An 18,540-nucleotide genomic window follows, 5' to 3' on the forward strand; every position below is an offset into this window, starting at 1 on the left:
TGTGCTGCAGTTGCCGCGTTTTAGCGGCTTTGTAGAGCCTGCTTGCGGCTGCGTCTGCACATCGGGCTGCCTGCGTAACGTCTAGACTGCCGCGCTCCGAATGGCAGGGAGCGGCAGTGACAAGGCGAAAGATCTTCAAGGCGATCGCGATCGGTGTGCTGATCCTGGTGCTGGGCAGCGTGCTGTCGTTGTACGGCTACGGACGCTTTGCCGATCGTCAGCGCGGTGCGGTGAGCCATGCGCTGCCTGCCACGGCGATCGCCACGCCGATCGATCGGGTCGTCGCGCCGCTGCAGCAGGCACATGCCGGCCAGACCGGCATGGTGATCCTGCCCGACAACGTCGACGCGTTTGCGGTGCGCGCGCTCACCGCGCGTGCGGCCGGGCGCAGCCTGGATCTGCAGTACTACATCTGGCATGCGGACTTCACCGGCAACCTGCTGCACAACGAGCTGCTGCATGCGGCCGATCGCGGCGTGCGCGTGCGCCTGCTGCTGGACGACATGAACATCCACGGCAGCGATTCAGTGCTGGCGGCGCTGGACAGCCACCCGCTGATCGAGATCCGGCTGTTCAATCCCACCCGTGCGCGCGAAGGCACGCTGATGCGCGGCGTGGAGATGGTGCTGCGCATGTTCAGCATCAATCGGCGCATGCACAACAAGGCCTGGATTGCCGATGGCCGGATGGCGGTGGTGGGTGGCCGCAATGTCGGCGACGAGTATTTCGATGCGGCGCGCGACACCAACTTCATGGACATGGATGCGGCATTGATGGGGCCGGCCGTGGGCCAGGCCGAGCAGGTCTTCGATGCGTACTGGAACAGCCCCAACGCCTTGCCGCTGGCCGCGCTGGTGACCGCACGGCCGCAGGCACTGGACGCGTTGCGCGGCAGTCTGGACGCCGGCCTGGCATCGGCACGCGCGCATCCCTACGTGGAGCGGCTGCGCCAGTCGCCGAGCGTGCAGGCCCTGACGCAGGGCCAGCGCCAGGTGCACTGGCTGGAGCAGGCGCGCATCGTCTCCGACCCGCCGGAAAAGGCCGAAGGCGCACCACCGCAGGCCGACTGGATGACGCCAATCCTGATCGGCGAGATGGCGCGCGCGCAGCGCGAGCTGAAGGTGATCTCGCCGTACTTCGTGCCGGGCGAGGAAGGCATGCGCTGGATCGGCCAGTTGCGCCGGCGCAATGTGCGCGTCAGCGTGTTGACCAATTCGCTGGCGGCAAACGACGTGGTTGCCGTCCACAGCGGCTATGCCGGTTACCGCGTGCCCTTGCTCACCCAGGGCGTGCGCCTGTACGAGCTCAAGCCGATGGGCAAGCCGGACGGCAGCCTGTTCGGGTCCAGCGGGGCCAGCCTGCACACCAAGGCTTTCGTGGTGGACGACAGCAGCGGCTTCATCGGCTCGTTCAATCTGGATCCGCGCTCGATGAACCTCAATACCGAGATGGGCCTGCTGTTCAACGATCGCGCAGTGGCCGCGCAACTGGAACAGGTCTACAACCGCAAGATCGGTGCGCCGGTGAGTTACCGCGTGACCCTGGAGCAGGGAGAGTTGCGCTGGCACGACGATGCGGCGCAACCGCCCGAGGTGTGGTCGCAGGAGCCCGCAGCCAGTGTGTGGCGGCGTGGCGCGGCGACGGTGATGGGCTGGTTGCCGCTGGAGTCGCAGTTGTAGTTGCGCTGCGCGCGTGCAGTGCGCTACTGCAGCTGTGTCACGATCTCGCGCGCCATCGCGCCCAGCGGCAGGATGCGGTCGGCGCCGCCGCGTTTGATCGCTTCCTTGGGCATGCCGAATACGATGCTGGTGTGCTCGTCCTGCGCCACCGTGCGCGCGCCGGCCTGACGCATTTCCAGCAGCCCGGCTGCGCCGTCGTCCCCCATGCCGGTCATGATGATGCCCAGCGCATTGCTGCCGGCCGCACGTGCGGCCGAGCGGAACAGCACATCCACCGACGGCCGATGCCGGTTGACCGGCGGGCCTTCCATCACTTCGACAAAGTATTGCGCGCCACTGCGGCGCAGCAGCAGATGCTTGCCACCGGGCGCGATCAGTGCGCGGCCCGGCATCACCCGGTCGTTGTTGGCCGCTTCCTTCACTGCGATCTGGCACAGGCCGTTGAGGCGCGCGGCGAAGGCGGCGGTGAATTTCTCCGGCATGTGCTGCACGATCACGATGCCGGGGCAGACGCGCGGCAAGGCGGTCAGCACTTCTTCCAGCGCCTGGGTACCGCCGGTGGAGGTGCCGATGGCGACGATACGCTCGGTGGTCTGCGCCAGCGCGCGCCCGCTTTGCGCCGGCAGGATCACATCGGCGGTGTGCTTGACCTCCGCTTCCAGCGGCGCTGCGGCAACCCGCGCGGCCAGCCGTTTGACGTTGGCGCGTGCGGCGCTGCGCACCGTATTGACCAGTTCCTCGGCCGAGTCGGTGAGGAACTGCTTGAGCCCCAGTCGCGGCTTGGTCACCACGGCCACCGCACCGGCGGCCAGGGCGTCCATGGTGACGCGTGCGCCTTTTTCGGTGAGCGTCGAACAGATCACCACCGGGGTGGGGCGCTCGCTCATGATCTTGCGCAGGAAGGTGATGCCGTCCATGCGCGGCATTTCCACATCCAGCACGATCACGTCCGGCCATTGCTTGCGCATCTTCTCGATCGCCAGCAACGGGTCGGCCGCGGTGGCGATGACCTCGATGTCGGCCGCGTCGTTGAGTACGCCCACCAGCACCTGGCGCACCACCGCCGAGTCGTCGACGACCATGGCCTTGATGGAACTAGGGCTGGCGGCAGGGCGGTTGAGGGCTATCGACACGGCGGATCCTTGGCTCAGGCCTTGCGGAAGATCGAGGGTGCCACCTGGACCAGATCGATGTCGAGTTCGCTCAGGCTTTCCGAATGACCGATGCAGAAATATCCGCCCGACTTGAGGTTGGACAGCACGCGCAGGATGACCTCGCGCTTGGTCTGGCCATTGAAATAGATCATCACATTGCGCAGGAAGATCGCATCGAAGCTGCCCAGCATCGGCAGGGCCGTGTTGAGGTTGGCATGCACGAACTTGACCCGGTCGCGCAGGCGGCGCTCCACCAGCAAGGTGCCATCGTATTCGCCCTGACCACGCAGGCAATAGCGCTTGAGATACGCCTGCGGAATGCCGTCGATACGTTGCAGCGCGTAGTGCCCGGTGCGCGCCTTGGCCAGCACGCGGGTACTGATGTCGCTGCCAACCACTTCGAACGGCCGCCCCTGCAAGGCGTCGTCCAGCACCATCGCCATGCTGTAGGCCTCTTCGCCGCTGGAGCTGGCCGCGCTCCAGCAGCGGAACGGCAGGCCGCCGCGATGTTCGCCGGCCAGCTTGCGCAGCAGCTCGAAGTGCTTGGGCTCGCGGAAGAAGTAGGTTTCGTTGGTGGTCAGCAGATCGATCGCGGTCTGGATCTCGGCGCGGTCCTGGCGGCTTTCCAGCAACTGCAGGTACTGCGTGTAATTGCTGAACTGGTGTTCGCGCAGGCGCTTGCCCAGGCGGCCGCACAACATGGCCTTCTTGCCCGAGGAAATGCTGATGCCGGCCGCTTCGAAGATGAAGCGCTGGAAGCGGCCGAATTCCTGTTCGGTGATGGCGGTGGACGTGCTCATGTCAGGCGACATCCGCATCGCTGGGCAGCGCGTTGCCGCACAGGCGGGCGATGCGCACGGCGTGTTCGCGCCACCATTCCGACAGCATCGGCCCGGGCATCGGCGAGCCCATCAGGTAGCCTTGCGCCAGGTCGCAGCCCAGCTCGCGCAGCAGGCGCCAGTCGTCCGGGGTCTCCACCCCTTCGGCCACGGCGGTGAGGTCGAGCCGGTGCGCCAGTTCCAGCGTGGATTCGAGCACGGTGCGCTGGCTGCGGCTGCGATGGGCGGCATGCACGAAGCTGCGATCGAGCTTGAGTTCGGTGAAGGGAATGCTGGCCAGGCGCTGCAGCGAGGAAAACCCCGTGCCGTAGTCGTCGATCGACAGGCCGAAGCCATGCAGGCGCAGGCGCGCCAGCATGCTCAGGGCATTGGCCGGCTCGACGATGGCGCTCTCGGTGAGTTCCAGCACCAGATCGGCAGGGCTGAGGCCGTTGTCGCCCAGCTTGCCGCACAGTTGTTCGAGAAAGCCCTGCTCACTGAGCAGGTTGGGCGACAGGTTCAAGGCCAGGCTCAGCTCGAAGCCTTCTGCGCGCCAGTCCACCAGCTGGGCGACCGCCAGGTCGATCACCTGCTGGGTCAAGGCATGGATCAGACCTTCGCGTTCGGCCAGCGGAATGAAGCGCTCCGGCCCGATCATGTCGCCTTGCGGGCGGCGCCAGCGCGCGAGTGCTTCCACACCGCGCAGGCGACCATCCCTGAGATCGAGTTTGGGTTGGTAGGCCACGCGGATTTCGCCGCGGCGCATGGCCCGGTCCAGCCGCGATGCCGCCGCGCCACCGCTGGACATCAGCGGCGATATCGCCGGCTGTGCAAACGCAGGCGCGTTCGTGGCCAGTCCCGGTTCGCACTCCAGCACGTTGGCCAGGTCCTGCAGATGCATCGGCTTTTCGATGCCGCCGAGCACGCGCACGCCGGCGCTGCGGCTGAGCTGCATCACCGCATCGATCAGGGCGCCGCCGCGCTGCGAGACCACCACCACCGGCACGCTGTATTTGCCGCGTGCCAGCGCATCGAGCAGCTGCACGCCGTCCATGCCCGGCATTTCCAGATCGATCAGCAGCAGCGATGGTGAAATCGCACTGCCCAGCCAGGCCAGCGCGGCGTGGCCGTCGACCGCGCCATCGACCGCGACGGCGCCGAGCTGGCGGCACAGCGCCATCGCGTGTTCGCGCTGGACCACGCTGTCGTCGACGACCAACACGGGGCCGTCCAGCGCGCAGCTGCAGGAGAGAAGGGTGGGGCGCATGGGAGTCCTTGCGTGCATGCTGGACATGTCAGGCTGCCAGCTCGGCGACAGGCAGCTGGGCGAGTGCGTCGTTGCCCAGCACCGCGTCGGCGTCGAGCAGGATCACGAAGCGTTCGCCGATCCTGGCCATCGCATGGATGCACTCGCGTGCGATGCCGGCGCCAAAACTGGGCGCGCCGGCGATGGCGTCGGGTGCGATCTCCAGCACTTCGCTCACCGCGTCCACCAGCAGGCCGAGCACCTGATGCGTCTGGTCATGGGCGATTTCCACGATCACGATGCAACTGCGCTTGGTGATCGCGCTGGCATTGCGGCCGAAGCGTTGCTGCAGATCCACCACCGGCACCACCGCGCCGCGCAGGTTGATCACGCCACGCAGCGCCGGCGGCATCATCGGCACGTCGGTGGGGGCGCGGTATTCGATGATTTCCTTGATGCCGAGGATGCCCAGGCCGAACATCTCCGTGCCCAGCAGAAAGGTCAGGTATTGCTGCGGTGCCGTCGATGACGGCGCAACGGTGCGTGTGGTGGTGATGGCTGCGCTGTGCGGTTGCATCGTCGTTTCCTCAGAAGCTGGCGAACTGCGATTCGTCGATCGCATCGGCGGTGGTCGCCACCGCGCTGATCTGGCGCACGTTGCTGCGACGCGGCGGTGCGCTGACCGCGGTGCTGCTGCCATGCGTTGCGATCCGGCGCGGGCCAGGCTTGCTGCTGGTCGACGCCGCCGCACGCGAGCCGTTGCCGAGCCGGAAGAAGCCCATCAACTGCTGCAGCTGTTCGGCCTGTGCGCTCATTTCCTCCGAGGTGGCGGCCAGCTCTTCGGCATTGGCCGCGGCCGACTGCGTGGTCTGGTTCAACTGGCCGACGGCGGTGTTGATCTGGCTGACGCCAGCGGTCTGTTCCTCGGAGGCGGCGGCGATTTCCTGCACCAGGTCGGAGGTGCGGCGGATCGAGGGCACCATCTCGCCGAGCACGCGGCCGGCGCTTTCGGCCAGGTCCACGCTGGAGCCGGCCACCTCGCCGATCTCCTGCGCGGCGATCTGGCTGCGCTCGGCCAGCTTGCGCACTTCCGCCGCCACCACCGCAAAGCCCTTGCCGTGTTCGCCGGCACGCGCGGCCTCGATGGCGGCATTGAGCGCCAGCAGATTGGTCTGGTAGGCGATGTCGTCAATGATGCCGATCTTCTTGGCGATGTCCTTCATCGCCACCACGGTGGCGCGCACGGTGTCGCCGCCGTCGGCCGCTTCGCTGGCGGCTTTGGCGGCCATGCTGTCGGTGACGCGCGCGTTCTCGGTGTTCTGCGCGATGGAGGCGGTCATCTGTTCCAGCGAGGCGCTGGTCTCTTCCACGCCGGCAGCCTGTTCGCTGGCGGCCTGGGCCAGCGCCTGCGCGGTGGCGCTGACCTGTTCGGAGGCGCTGGCCAGGTTCTCGGCGTTGCGGTTGACCTCATCGACGATCTCGGTCAGCCGGCTCATGGTGGTGTTGACGTAGCGCTGCATGTCGGCGAACGCGCCTTCGTAGCGGCCTTCCACGGTGTGGGTGAGATCGCCGTCGGCCATTGCGCCCATCACCTGGATCACTTCGGAAATGCTGCGCAGGTTGCCGCGCGCACGCTCCACGGTGTCGTTGATGAAGGCCTTCTTGCCAGGCAACTGCGCCAGCGGTGCCTCGAAGTTGCCGCGGCCGAATTCGGCCACCACGCCCATCGCCAGTTTCTTGACCGCGATATGCGCGCCCACCATCTGGTTGATGCCGGTGGCCATGCTGCGGAAATCGCCGTCGAAGCGACTGCTGTCGATCACCACGTCGATGTCGCCGGCCTCGTGCTCGGCCGACATGTGGTTGATCTCGGCGATCAGGCCGGTGAGGTTACCGCGCACCTGTTCCAGGGTTTCGTTGATGAAGCGCTTCTTGCCCGGCAGCAACGGCAGCTGCGCGGTGAAGTTGCCGCGGCCGAATTCGGCCACGCAGGCGATGGCCTGCTTCTTGACCGCGATGTGGCTGGCCACCATCGCATTGATGCCTTCGGCCATGCGACGGAAATCGCCGCTGAAACGCTGGCTGTCGATGACCACGTCGATATCGCCGGCGTCGTGCTCGGCCGCCATGCGGTTGACCTCGGCGACCATGCCGGTGAGGTTGCCGCGGATCTGCTCGACGATCTCGTTGATGAAGGCCTTCTTGCCCGGCAGGCGTTCCAGCTCGGCGGAGAAGTTGCCGCGGCCGAACTCGGCCACGCACGCCATGGCCTGCTTCTTGACCGCGATGTGGCTGGCGACCATGCGGTTGATGCCTTCGCCCATGGCGCGGAAGTCGCCGTCGAAACGCGCCACGTCGATGCGTGCATCGATCTCGCCGGCATCGTGTTCCTGCGAAACGCGGTTGATCTCCTCGTTGACGTGGGCGATGTTGCCTTGCACCTGGCGCAGCGCACGCAGCACCTCGCAGGCCTGCTCATCGCGCAGCTGCGGCAAGGCAACGGCGAAGTTGCCGCGCGCGAAGGCATCCAGCGTGGTGGTGGCAAGCTGCAGCGAGCCGGTTGCGATGCGGATCGCATGGAACAGCAACGCGCCGCTGACGAGCGCGGCCAGGACGCTGGCGGCGAGCAGGGCGCCGTGCGACAGCGTCAGCGCAAAGCCGGCGACCACCACCACGACGGGCAAGGCGAGGGCGAGGACGGCGGTGAACCACAACTGCGTGGCGATCGGGAGACGGTGTGACATGGCGGCAGCTTCCTGGGCTCAGGGAACAACGAATGACGCGGCGATGTGGGGAGTGCTGGTGTGGTGACTCAGGCCGCCAGGGCGTCCTGGTTTGGATGCAATTGCTGCAGCAGGCTGGGCACATCGAGAATCAGCGCGACATCGCCGCTGCCCAGGATGCTCGAGCCACTGATGCCCTTGACCTGCGCGAAGACCTTGGACAACGGCTTGATCACGGTCTGCCATTCGCCCAGCAAGGTGTCCACGACCAGGCCGAAGCGCTGGGCGCCCTGGCGGATCACCACGATGCTTTCGCGCGCCGGCGTCCTGCCGCCAAGCGCGAACAGTTCGCGCAGGCGCACATACGGCAGCACGCTGCCACGCAGGTCGATGTAGTCGCTGGCGTAGTCAGGGGTGAACTCCACGCATTCCTCCACCACGTCCAGCGGCACCACGAACACCGACTTGCCGACGCCGACCTGGAAGCCGTTGATGATGGCCAGCGTCAGCGGCAACCGCACCGAGATGGTGGTGCCCACGCCGGCGCTGCTGTCGATCTCCACGGTGCCGCGCAACGCGGTGATGTTGCGCTTGACCACGTCCATGCCGACGCCGCGCCCGGACAGGTTGGTGACCTTTTCGGCGGTGGAGAACCCCGGCTCGAAGATCATCGCGAACACCTCGCGGTCGCTGAGCTGGCGGCCCGGCTCGATCAGACCGCGTTCCAGTGCCTTGGCCAGGATGCGGTCGCGGTTCAGGCCGCCGCCGTCGTCGGTGATCTGGATGACGATGCTGCCGGAGTCGTGATACGCGTTGAGACCAACGGTGCCGCGTGCGGGCTTGCCGCGCGCCACGCGCACGTCTGCCGGCTCGATGCCGTGGTCCATGGCGTTGCGCACCAGATGGGTGAGCGGGTCGCCGATCTTTTCCACCACCGACTTGTCCAGCTCGGTGTCCTCGCCGGCCACCACCAGCGCGATGTCCTTGCCGAGTTCGCGCGCCACATCGTGCACCACGCGCTGGAAGCGGCTGAAGGTGCCGCCGATCTTGACCATGCGCAGTTGCAGGGCGCTTTCGCGCACCTCTTCCACCAGGCCGGCCAGGATCGAGGCCGATTCCAGCAACTGCGCGTCGCCGGTGCGCTGTGCGTTGGCATTGGTGCCGGCCACCGCGATGATGAGTTCGCCGACCAGATCGATCATGCGATCGAGCTTGTCGGCATCGACGCGGATCGAGCGCGCGTCGGGGCTGCGTGCGCCGGTGTCCTGCGGCGCGCGTGCCGGCGCTGCGGCCGGCACGGCAGCCAGCGTGCCGACCACCGGCGCGGCAGCCACGACCGGCTCGCTGGCAGGCACGGCGCTGGCGTCCATCGGTGCCGGCACCGAGAGGATCTCCAGGTCGCAGTCTTCGCGCACGAACTCGAACACGTCCTCGATCGCGGCACGGTCGGCATCGCTGCGCAGCAGGATCTGGAAGCCCAGGTAATTGGCTTCCGGATCGAGCGCTTCGAAGCTCGGCAGCTGGCTGACGTCGGTGCTGATCGACTCGACCGAGCCCAGCCCGCGCAGGTTGCGGATCAGCTTGAGCGGCGAGTTGCCGTAGCGCAGCGCGTCGGCGAACAGTTTCAGCGTGATGCGCCAGTAACCGCTCTGTTTTTCCGGGGTGCTGTGCTGGATGGCGGAGGCGGTGACACCGCATGCGCTGGCCTGCAGGTAGGTCTGCAGTTGTGCCAGCAGGGGGTCGGCCTCTGCCGCCAGTGCGTCGGCATCGGCGTGAGCGGGGTCGGCGGCGGTTTCCACCAGGGCATGGATATGGTCGCAGCACACCAGCAGCAGCGCGATCAGTTCCGAGCTCAGCGTCAGCGCGTCGTCGCGCACCAGGTCCAGCACGCTTTCCACGACATGGGTGAAGCCGACCAGCTGCGGCAGATCGAACAGGCCGCCCGAGCCCTTGATGGTGTGCGCCGCACGGAAGATCGCGTTGACCGCATCCGGCGAGGACTCGCCACGCTCGGCTTCGAGCAGGTGACGTTCCATGTCTTCGAGCAGGTCCCGGCTCTCGGCCAGGAAGGTCTGCATCAGCTGGTTCATATCCATACGCGTTGCCGGTCCCTTAGTGAATGCGTTCGCCGATACCCGCAACCGCATGCGGATACAAGGCTTCGAGCAGGCCGAGCAGTTCGATCACATCGACCACCGCGCGGCTGGAGTCGGTCAGCGAAAACGGCCGGCCGTCGGCCTGGATCGCCTGCTTGGTCGCCAGCAGCAACTGCAGGCCGGTGGTGTCGATCTCGCTGACCGCGCCCAGGTCCAGGTGCAACCCGCCCGGATGCAGCAAGGCCGGCTGCAGCAGCGGCTTGAGTTCGGCAGCGCGACGGATGGTCATCTCGCCTTCCAGGGCGAGCGTCAGCGGCGCAGGTAGATCGGACAGTGGCGTGTTCATGGATGCCTCAAGCGATGCGGTGGCGCACGGATGCGTGCCTGACGCGGAAAAGGTCGCTCCGGCGCGGGGTCGCATGGGCAGCTCTGCACACGGCGATCACGTCGGTCCATGCAGGTATCGGCGCGCGGCAGGAATATTTAGGCCAAATTCACCGCGGTGACGGATTTGCGAAATCCATCACTTCCCGCGTATTAACTGCTCAGCTTTGTCGCAAGCAGACTCAGGAAGCCGGTGTCCCGGACAGTCGTGCAGGACACCGCACTACCTTTCAGCCGACTTCTTCACTCGCTGCGTCGGGCGCATGTGCGTGACCGCAGCGGGGAACACGCATGAAACAGGCAACATGGGACCGCGCCGGCATCGTCTGCGGCGTTGGGCGTTAGTGAAAATGCCGCATCGGCTTGGATTCGCAGCGCCCCCGCCTGCGACGCGCTCGACGCATCCTTGCGTCCTGCACGGTCCAGCACGCTGCGTAAAGCAGGCGCAACCGCCCGGCGCGCGTTTCTACCTGGGTGCGAGCATCGTCAGCAGGCCGCGTGCGGCGTTGAAACGGTCCGCGCCTTCCGGCAGCGGCAGCTTGATGCGCAGTTTGTCCGGGCCGTCCATGGTGTAGATCTTGGGCTGCTTCTGGATCATCTGGATCACCGCGACCGGGTCGATCGCCGGTTTTGCCTCGAAGACCAGCCGGCCACCGTTCTCGCCCAGGTCCAGCTTGCGCACACCCAGCGCATTGGCCTGCAGCTTGAGCTCGGCAATCGCGAACAGGTGCTTGACCGGGTCCGGCAGCAGGCCGAAGCGGTCGATCATCTCCACCTGCAATTCGCGCAGCGCATCGGCATCGCGTGCGCTGGAGATGCGCTTGTACAGCGTCAGGCGCGTGTGCACGTCGGGCAGGTAATCCTCGGGAATCAGCGCGGCCACATGCAGCTCGACCTCGGCGCCGCGGACCTCCTCGCCGGCATCCAGGTCCGGCAGCTTGCCCTGGCGGATGCTGCGCACCGCGCGCTCCAGCAGCTCGGTGTACAGGCTGAAACCGACCTCGGCCATCTGCCCGCTCTGGTCTTCGCCCAGCAGCTCGCCGGCACCGCGGATCTCCAGATCGTGGGTGGCCAGGGTGAAGCCGGCGCCGAGCTCGTCCATGGAGGCGATCGCCTCCAGGCGCTTTTCCGCATCGGAGGTCATCGAGCGACGATCCGGCACCACCAGGTACGCATAGGCGCGGTGATGCGAGCGGCCGACGCGGCCGCGCAGCTGGTGCAACTGCGCCAGGCCGAAGCGGTCGGCGCGGTTGATGATGATGGTGTTGGCATTGGGGATGTCGATGCCCGATTCGATGATCGTGGTCGACAGCAGCACATTGAAGCGCTGCTTCTGGAAGTCGAGCATCACCCGCTCCAGCTCGCGCTCGGGCATCTGCCCATGCGCGATACCGATGCGCGCCTCCGGCACCAGTTCGGACAGCTCGCGCTGCATGCGCACGATGCTTTCCACATCGTTGTGCAGGAAGTACAGCTGCCCGCCGCGACTGAGCTCGCGCTGGAAAGCCTCGCGCAGCAGCGCGTTGTCCCAGGCGGTGATGAAGGTCTGCACCGCCAGCCGGTTCGGCGGCGGGGTGGCGATGATCGACAGGTCGCGCAGCCCGGCCATGGCCATATTGAGCGTGCGCGGGATGGGGGTCGCGGTGAGCGTGAGCAGATGCACGTTGGCGCGCATCGCCTTGAGCGCTTCCTTCTGCCGCACGCCGAAGCGCTGCTCTTCGTCGACCACGACCAGGCCCAGGTCCTTGAACTTGACGTCCGGCTGCAGCAGCCGGTGCGTGCCGATGATGACGTCGATCTCGCCGCTGGCGACCTTCTCCAGCTCGGCCTTGATCTCCTTGGTGCTCTTGAAGCGCGACAGCACTTCCACCTTCATCGGGTAATCGGCGAAGCGGTCGCGGAAGTTGCGGTAATGCTGCTCGGCCAGCAGCGTGGTCGGCACCAGCACGGCGACCTGCTTGCCGGCGCTGGCGGCGGCAAATGCGGCGCGCACGGCCACCTCGGTCTTGCCGAAGCCGACGTCGCCGCAGACCACGCGGTCCATCGGCTGGCTGCTGCCCAGATCGCGCAGCGTCGCATCGATGGCCGCCAGCTGGTCGCCGGTTTCCTCGAACGGAAAGCCGGCCGCGAACGGCTCGTACATCGCCCGGTCCACCTGCAGCGCCAGGCCGGCACGCGCGCGTCGGCGGGCCTGGATTTCCAGCAGTTCGGCCGCCACGTCGCGGACCTTTTCGGCCGCCTTGCGCTTGGCCTTGGTCCATTGCTCGCCGCCCAGCGAATGCAGCGGCGCGGTCTCGGCCGATGCGCCGGAATAGCGGCTGATCAGATGCAACTGCGCCACCGGCACATACAGCCGGTCGCCCTTGGCATATTCGATTTCCAGGAACTCGCCGGGCATGCCGCCGGCGTCGAGCACGATCAGACCGCGGTAGCGGCCCACACCGTGGTCCTCGTGCACGATCGGCGCGCCTTCGGACAGCTCGCCCAGATCGCGGATGATCGCTTCCGGCTCACGTCCGACCCGGCGGCTGCGGCGCGGCTGGTTGGCGCGCTCGGGAAACAGCTGGCGCTCGGTCAGCACCGCAATCTGCGGGGCGTCCAGCGCAAAGCCGTCTTCCAGCGGCGCCACGGTGATACCGAAGCGCAGCTTGGGCGCGGCCAGGAAGGCGGGCAGGTCGGCGACGACCTCCGGCTTCAGCTGCGCGGCGGCCAGCACTTCCATCAAGGCTTCGCGCCGGCCGGCGGTATCGGCGGCCACCAGCACACGGCCGGGGTAATGGTCCAGGAACGAGGCCAGCGCCTGACCGGCCGGGGCGTCTTTTGCCGCCACCGGCAGCGGCGGCAACGGCTGGTCGCCCAGCGCGGCGGCCTCGTCGATGCGCGGATGGTCGCTGGCCCAGACTTCGATGCGCGCCAGCTTGTTGAGCCGCTCGCGCAGTGCGTCCGGCGACTGATACAACTCGTCCGGTGTCAGCAACGGGCGCTCCACATCGTGGCGGCGTTGCTCGTAGCGGTCCTGCGCCTGCGCCCAGAACGTGTCCGCCGCATTGGAAACGCCGGTGGCGACCAGCGGCAGCACGCGCTTGTCCAGATAATCGAACAAGGTGGCGGTCTTGCTGAAGAACATCGGCAGGTAATACTCCACCCCCGACGGCGCCAGCCCCGATTTCAGATCCTGGTACAGCGCGCTGCGCCGGGTGTCCACGTCGAAACGCTCGCGCAGGCAGGCCAGCACACGCTCCACGCTGGCATCGTCCATCGGCACTTCGCGGCCGGGCAGCAGCTTGACGGCCTCGACCTTGTCCAGCGAGCGCTGCGATTCCGGGTCGAAGGCGCGGATCGAGTCGATATCCTCGTCCAGCAACTCGATCCGCAACGGCGTGGCTTCGCCCATCGGGAACACGTCGAGCAGGCCGCCGCGCACTGCAAAATCGCCCGGGTCCATCACCTGCGGCACGTTGCGGTAGCCGGCGCTTTCCAGGCGGCGTTTTTCCGCATCCAGATCCAGCCGCTGGCCGACCTTGAGATCGAAACTGCCGCCGACGATGTAGCTCAGCGGTGCCAATTGCTGCATCAGCGTCTGCACCGGCACGATCACCACGCCACGGCTCAGTGCGGGCAGCCGATGCAGTGCGGCCAGGCGTTGGCTGATGATCTCCGGGTGCGGGCTGAACTGGTCGTAGGGCAGGGTTTCCCAATCGGGAAAGGGCACCACCGGCAGCGTCGCGTGCTCGCCGAGCAAGGCATGCAGATCCGCCTCGATCTGATGCGCACTCTGGTTGTCGCGGGCGATCACCAGCAGCGGGCCGGCATGCGCCTCGGCGGCGCGTGCGATCGACCAGGCCAGCGCAGTCGGCGAAGACGGAGCGCGCCAATAGGCGCGGAGCTGGCCGGACTTGGGCAGCGGCGGAGAGGGGAAGGTGGTTGGCGACGGCATCAGCCGGCAATTTTATCAGAGCACCCACCACGGCCGGTCCATCCGGCGTGAAAGCCGGCGTCGGGCTACCTGCGCCGCCTTGGTCGGATGTGCGGCGCTCTCGCCATCTACATACCGACCATCCCGACAGATCAACAACCAAAGCCAGGTGAGTCGGGGGTGCGGCGTCCTCACCGCTCGCGGGACACGCCGTGAATCCATCCGTGGAGGCTCGGTGGCGGCATCCATGCCGCCACACGGTCCCGCAATCGGTGAGGGCACCGCACCAGACAGTTGCCGGTTGTTTTGTTGAAACCATACACACCGACCATCTCGACAGGTCCTTGCCCGCTCACCGTCGCGGGACCTTGAGCGGCATGGATGCCGCGCCAGAGCCTACAAGGACGTACTTGCGGCGTGTCCTGCGATGGTGGGCGGGCAAGGGCCCTGCAGCCAAGCGACAGATCAACAACCAAAGCCAGGTGACTCAAGGGCGCGGCGGCCCTCCCAATCCCCAATCCCCAATCCCCAATCCCGAATCCCGAATCCCGAATCCCGAATCCCGAATCCCGAATCCCGAATCCCAGCCCCTCAGGCATCCAGCTCGAGAACCATCCGCACCAACTCCGGCGACTCCGGATGCGGCTGTGGCTTGAAGCCCAGCGACTCGGCCAGCTGCAGCATCGGCACATTGCTTTGCAGCACGTCGCCGAACAGGCAATCCAGGTATTTGCGCCGTGCCCACTTGACCAGCTTGCGCATCAGCTGCCGTCCCAGCCCCTGGCCGGCGACGAAGCTGCTGACCAGGATGGTGTACTCGGCCTGGCGGGTGCCCGGCACCAGTGCCGCACGCGCCACCGCGCCCACCAGCGCCTCGCCCGGCGGCAACTGTTCGGCGGCCACCAGCACGATTTCGCTCTTGGGGTTGGGATGGGTCAGGCGCTGCACCATCTCCGGGGTGATTTCGGCGGAGGAACGCACGAAGCGCGCGCGGATTTCCTCCGGCCCCAACAGGCTGAAAGCACCCTGCAGCGGCGGACCGTCCTCGGGACGGATCGGACGGAGCAGGAGTGTGCGGCCATTGGGCAGACTGAAGTTTTCATGCCAGGGAGGCATGCGATTGCGAATGGCCATGACCGGTGTTCCTTAAAGATCGGAAGATTCTGGCACCCGCCCAGCGCACAACCGTGAATGAATCCGGTGCGCCGCTGGGGGTCGTCAGGGGGTGGCAGTGCTTCCCTGATCACTGTACCGAGCGATACCGTGATCCAGTCGTGAGTATGCAGCCGCGTTCGCCAGCGCGAGCAGGCGCCCGGTACAGGCAACTCAGGCGTCCTGGCGCAGCCACTCCAGCCGGGTCGAGGCACCTGCCTCGCCCAGGTGCTGCTTCAGCACCGGCAGCGCGGGTGCCAGCACCTGGTCGAACTGCCATGGCGCATTGACGATCAGCAGCCCGCTACCGGTGAGGCGCAGCGGCGAGTCGTCCGGGCGCACCTGCAGCTCGGCCACCAGCACCGACTTGGCCGGCAGCGTGGCCGCCTTGCGCATGAACGGCTGCAGGCTGCGCCGCAGCTTGATCGGGTACCACACCATGCAGATCGCCTGTGGCCAGCGCGCCAGCGTCTCACGCACGCTATGGATGACCTGCGGGTACTCGGCTTCCTGCGCCTCGTAGGGCGGGTCGATCAGCACCAGCCCGCGGCCGATCTTGGTCTCGCCCGCGCGCGGCGGCACGAAGGCGCGAATCGCCTCGTAGCCATCGCCGGCATGCACGCGCACGCGGCTGTCCCTGGCGAACAGGCGCTTGAGCGCCTCGGCCTCTTCCGGCTGCAACTCGCAGAACGCCATGCGGTCCTGTTCGCGCAGCGCCTGCGCCGCCAGCAACGGCGAGCCGGGGTAATGGTTGATCTGGATGCCGGCGGTGGGGCGCGCCGGCTTCTGGCCGGGCGTGGCCTGGCGGGCGACGGTGTGGTTGTCGGCCTGTACCGCGCGCAGATAGCGTTCGACCACCTCGGGCAGGGTCGACTCGGCCATCAGCCGCATCACCCCGGCATCGGCCTCGTTGGTCTTGCGGCTTTCCTCGCCGCCGAGCTGGTAGCGCCCGCGTCCGGCGTGGGTGTCGAGCACGAAGAACGGCGTGTCCTTGCGCTTGAGGGTGTCGATCAGCGCCAGCAAGGCGATGTGCTTGAGCACGTCGGCATGGTTGCCGGCATGGAAGGCGTGGCGATAGTTCATCGCGGCAGTGTACGGGCCGCGCCAGCATGCGGCTATGCTGCGCGCCATGTCCGAGTCCCCCGCCCGCGTGCTCGTCGTCGAAGACGAAGCCGCCATTGCCGATACCGTGCTGTACGCGCTGCGCAGCGAAGGCTATGCGCCCGAACACTGCCTGCTGGGCCGTGACGCATTGGCGCGCCTGCGTGCCGACCCGGCCGATGTGGTGGTGCTGGACGTGGGCCTGCCGGATATCAACGGCTTCGAGGTGTGCCGCACGCTGCGCGGGTTCAGCGACGTGCCGGTGATCTTCCTGACCGCGCGCAACGACGAGATCGACCGCGTGCTCGGCTTCGAACTGGGCGCCGACGACTACATGGCCAAGCCGTTCTCCCCGCGCGAGCTGGTGGCGCGGGTGCGCGCGCGGCTGCGTCGTCGCCATGCGGCCGCCGTGGCGGAGCCGGGCTGGCAGCCGCATGGCGCGTTTGCGATCGACCGCGAGGGCTGCCGCATCCGCTACGGCGATGCACTGCTGCCGCTGACCCGCTACGAGTACGCTCTGCTGTCGGCGCTGTTGCAGCGCCCCGGCGCGATCCTGAGCCGCGCGCAGCTGATGGACCGCGGCTGGGACGCCACTGCCGACAGCGCAGACCGCACCGTGGACACCCATATCAAGACGCTGCGCGGCAAGCTGCGCCAGGCCGGCGTGCCGGCCGACCCGATCCGCACCCACCGTGGCCTCGGCTACGCGCTGGAGCTATAGCCATGGCCGCGCGCAGGCGTCGTGGTGTTCTTCGGACCGGGGCCTGAGATGCGGCTCGGTCTCAAGCTGTTTCTGGGCTTCTTCTTGATCGTGGGGCTGGCCGCGTTCTTCGTGATGCGGGTGTTCGTCAACGAGGTCAAGCCGGGTGTGCGCCAGGCGATGGAATCCACGCTGGTGGACGCGGCCAATGTGCTGGCGGAAATGGCCAGCAGCGAGCTGGCTGCCGGCACCATCGCCAGCGGCAGCTTTGCGCGCAACGTGGCGCAGGCGCAGCGGCGCGACCCCAAGGCCTGGGTGTGGCGGTTCCGCAAGAACGATGTGGCCTACCGCGTCACCGTCACCGACGCGCGCGGCGTGGTGGTGTTCGACTCGCTGGGCCGCGATGTGGGCCGCGACAACTCGCGCTGGAACGATGTCTATCGCACCTTGCGCGGCGAATACGGCGCGCGTTCCAGCCCCGAGGTCGATGGCGACCCGACCGCCACGGTGATGCATGTGGCCGCACCGATCTACGCGCCGAATGACCCGGCCAAGTTGATCGGCGTGCTGACGCTGGCGCAGCCCAATCGCAGCATCGACCCGTTCATCGAGGCCAGCCAGCGCAACATCCTGCAGCGCGGTGCCTGGCTGATCGGCATTTCCGCGCTGATCGGCATCTGGATGACCTGGTGGCTGATGCGCGGCATCGGCCGGCTCAATCGCTACGCACAGGCGGTGAGCGCCGGCGTGCCGGTGCCGCCGCCGGAGCCGCGCGGCGATGAAATCGGCGACCTGGGCCAGGCGCTGGAAAGCATGCGGCGCAAGCTGGAAGGCAAGGCCTACGTCGAGCAGTACGTGCAGTCGCTGACGCATGAGATGAAGAGCCCGCTGGCGGCAATCCGGGGTGCGTCCGAACTGTTGAGCGAGCCACTGCCGGAAGCCGATCGCCAGCACTTTGTCGCCAGCATCCGCGCGCAGGAGCTGCGCCTGACCGAAACCATCGACAAGCTGCTCGCACTGGCCGAGGTGGAACAGCACGGCTGGCTGCAGACGCGCGAGCGCATCGCGGTGGCTGGACTGCTGCAGGCGGCCGTGGATGCCGTGCTGCCGCGCGCGGCAGCGGCCGGCGTGCTACTGGAACGCGATGCCGCATCCGACACCGCGCGCGGGCAGTACGTGCTGGGCGATGGATTCCTGCTGCGCCAGGCGCTGATCAACCTGCTGGAAAATGCCATCGCGTTTTCACCGCAGGGCAGCACCATCCAGCTGCGTACGCAGGTGCTGGAGGAACAGCTGCAGCTGGTGGTCGAGGACCGCGGCAGCGGCGTGCCGGACTACGCACTGGAACGGGTGTTCGAGCGTTTCTATTCGCTGGCCCGCCCGCAGACCGGACAGCGCAGCTCCGGCCTCGGCCTGCCGTTCGTACGCGAAGTCGCGCGCCTGCATGGTGGCGAGGTCACGCTGGGTAACCGCGAGGGTGGCGGCGCGATCGCGACCCTGCGCCTGCCCATCGGCTAAGTGCGCTTACAAACCGCAGAACGTAGCGAGCAGTCGTCAGGTGGGTCCAGCAA

At 67.2% G+C, this 18,540-nt stretch carries 13 protein-coding genes; 3 read left to right on the forward strand and 10 right to left on the reverse strand.

What is annotated here, in order from left to right; genetic code table 11:
- The first annotated feature begins 116 nt into the window (after positions 1–116).
- Positions 117–1,679, forward strand: a complete 1,563-nt coding sequence (locus tag ABQ137_RS12710) for a phospholipase D family protein (RefSeq protein WP_349782708.1) — start codon at positions 117–119, stop codon at positions 1,677–1,679.
- Between the two features lie 23 nt (positions 1,680–1,702).
- Here the strand turns inward: ABQ137_RS12710 and ABQ137_RS12715 are convergent, their stop codons facing one another.
- The 10 genes from ABQ137_RS12715 to ABQ137_RS12760 form a co-directional block, all read right to left on the reverse strand.
- A complete protein-coding gene (locus ABQ137_RS12715; RefSeq protein WP_349782970.1) occupies positions 1,703–2,830 on the reverse strand; it encodes a protein-glutamate methylesterase/protein-glutamine glutaminase in 1,128 nt (375 codons plus the stop codon).
- Positions 2,827–3,633, reverse strand: coding sequence for a CheR family methyltransferase (locus tag ABQ137_RS12720; protein WP_024939356.1), 807 nt, complete (start codon positions 3,631–3,633; stop codon positions 2,827–2,829). Before ABQ137_RS12720 ends, ABQ137_RS12715 begins: the two co-directional genes overlap by 4 nt.
- Position 3,634: 1 nt before the next feature.
- The gene (locus tag ABQ137_RS12725) at positions 3,635–4,918 is read right to left on the reverse strand and encodes an EAL domain-containing response regulator (RefSeq protein ID WP_046343551.1); all 1,284 of its coding nucleotides are present in this window, start codon (positions 4,916–4,918) and stop codon (positions 3,635–3,637) included.
- 28 nt (positions 4,919–4,946) lie between these two features.
- The gene (locus ABQ137_RS12730; protein ID WP_349782710.1) at positions 4,947–5,474 is read right to left on the reverse strand and encodes a chemotaxis protein CheW; all 528 of its coding nucleotides are present in this window, start codon (positions 5,472–5,474) and stop codon (positions 4,947–4,949) included.
- A gap of 10 nt (positions 5,475–5,484) precedes the next feature.
- Positions 5,485–7,641, reverse strand: coding sequence for a methyl-accepting chemotaxis protein (locus tag ABQ137_RS12735; RefSeq protein WP_349782712.1), 2,157 nt, complete (start codon positions 7,639–7,641; stop codon positions 5,485–5,487).
- Positions 7,642–7,709: 68 nt separating this feature from the next.
- Entirely contained in the window at positions 7,710–9,716 is a 2,007-nt protein-coding gene (locus ABQ137_RS12740) for a chemotaxis protein CheA (protein ID WP_349782714.1), read from the reverse strand.
- 16 nt (positions 9,717–9,732) lie between these two features.
- Positions 9,733–10,062, reverse strand: coding sequence for an STAS domain-containing protein (locus ABQ137_RS12745; protein WP_016905011.1), 330 nt, complete (start codon positions 10,060–10,062; stop codon positions 9,733–9,735).
- A gap of 504 nt (positions 10,063–10,566) precedes the next feature.
- Positions 10,567–14,037 (reverse strand): transcription-repair coupling factor, encoded by a 3,471-nt coding sequence (gene mfd / locus ABQ137_RS12750; RefSeq protein WP_046343545.1) that lies wholly within the window; start codon positions 14,035–14,037, stop codon positions 10,567–10,569.
- Positions 14,038–14,607: 570 nt separating this feature from the next.
- Positions 14,608–15,150, reverse strand: coding sequence for a GNAT family N-acetyltransferase (locus ABQ137_RS12755; RefSeq protein WP_039526258.1), 543 nt, complete (start codon positions 15,148–15,150; stop codon positions 14,608–14,610).
- Between the two features lie 192 nt (positions 15,151–15,342).
- Positions 15,343–16,251: a 23S rRNA (adenine(2030)-N(6))-methyltransferase RlmJ gene (locus tag ABQ137_RS12760; protein WP_349782717.1), complete on the reverse strand. Its 909-nt coding sequence runs from the start codon at positions 16,249–16,251 to the stop codon at positions 15,343–15,345.
- Between the two features lie 34 nt (positions 16,252–16,285).
- Here ABQ137_RS12760 and creB point away from each other — a divergent pair, with 34 nt between their 5' ends.
- Together creB and creC are read left to right on the forward strand one after the other, a co-directional pair.
- Entirely contained in the window at positions 16,286–16,990 is a 705-nt protein-coding gene (gene creB / locus ABQ137_RS12765; protein WP_349782719.1) for a two-component system response regulator CreB, read from the forward strand.
- A gap of 48 nt (positions 16,991–17,038) precedes the next feature.
- Positions 17,039–18,487, forward strand: coding sequence for a two-component system sensor histidine kinase CreC (gene creC / locus ABQ137_RS12770; RefSeq protein ID WP_349782721.1), 1,449 nt, complete (start codon positions 17,039–17,041; stop codon positions 18,485–18,487).
- The last annotated feature ends 53 nt before the right edge of the window (positions 18,488–18,540 follow it).

It is taken from the genome of Xanthomonas sp. WHRI 8393 (assembly GCF_040203315.1).
GTDB lineage: Bacteria > Pseudomonadota > Gammaproteobacteria > Xanthomonadales > Xanthomonadaceae > Xanthomonas > Xanthomonas arboricola.

Coding starts and splice junctions, on each gene's coding strand:
- ABQ137_RS12745 (WP_016905011.1), bottom strand. CDS start 10,062: ATGAACACGCCACTGTCCGATCTACCTGCGCCGCTGACGCTCGCCCTG.
- mfd (WP_046343545.1), bottom strand. CDS start 14,037: ATGCCGTCGCCAACCACCTTCCCCTCTCCGCCGCTGCCCAAGTCCGGC.
- ABQ137_RS12730 (WP_349782710.1), bottom strand. CDS start 5,474: ATGCAACCGCACAGCGCAGCCATCACCACCACACGCACCGTTGCGCCG.
- ABQ137_RS12760 (WP_349782717.1), bottom strand. CDS start 16,251: ATGAACTATCGCCACGCCTTCCATGCCGGCAACCATGCCGACGTGCTC.
- ABQ137_RS12740 (WP_349782714.1), bottom strand. CDS start 9,716: ATGGATATGAACCAGCTGATGCAGACCTTCCTGGCCGAGAGCCGGGAC.
- ABQ137_RS12755 (WP_039526258.1), bottom strand. CDS start 15,150: ATGGCCATTCGCAATCGCATGCCTCCCTGGCATGAAAACTTCAGTCTG.
- creC (WP_349782721.1), top strand. CDS start 17,039: ATGCGGCTCGGTCTCAAGCTGTTTCTGGGCTTCTTCTTGATCGTGGGG.
- ABQ137_RS12735 (WP_349782712.1), bottom strand. CDS start 7,641: ATGTCACACCGTCTCCCGATCGCCACGCAGTTGTGGTTCACCGCCGTC.
- ABQ137_RS12720 (WP_024939356.1), bottom strand. CDS start 3,633: ATGAGCACGTCCACCGCCATCACCGAACAGGAATTCGGCCGCTTCCAG.
- ABQ137_RS12725 (WP_046343551.1), bottom strand. CDS start 4,918: ATGCGCCCCACCCTTCTCTCCTGCAGCTGCGCGCTGGACGGCCCCGTG.
- creB (WP_349782719.1), top strand. CDS start 16,286: ATGCTGCGCGCCATGTCCGAGTCCCCCGCCCGCGTGCTCGTCGTCGAA.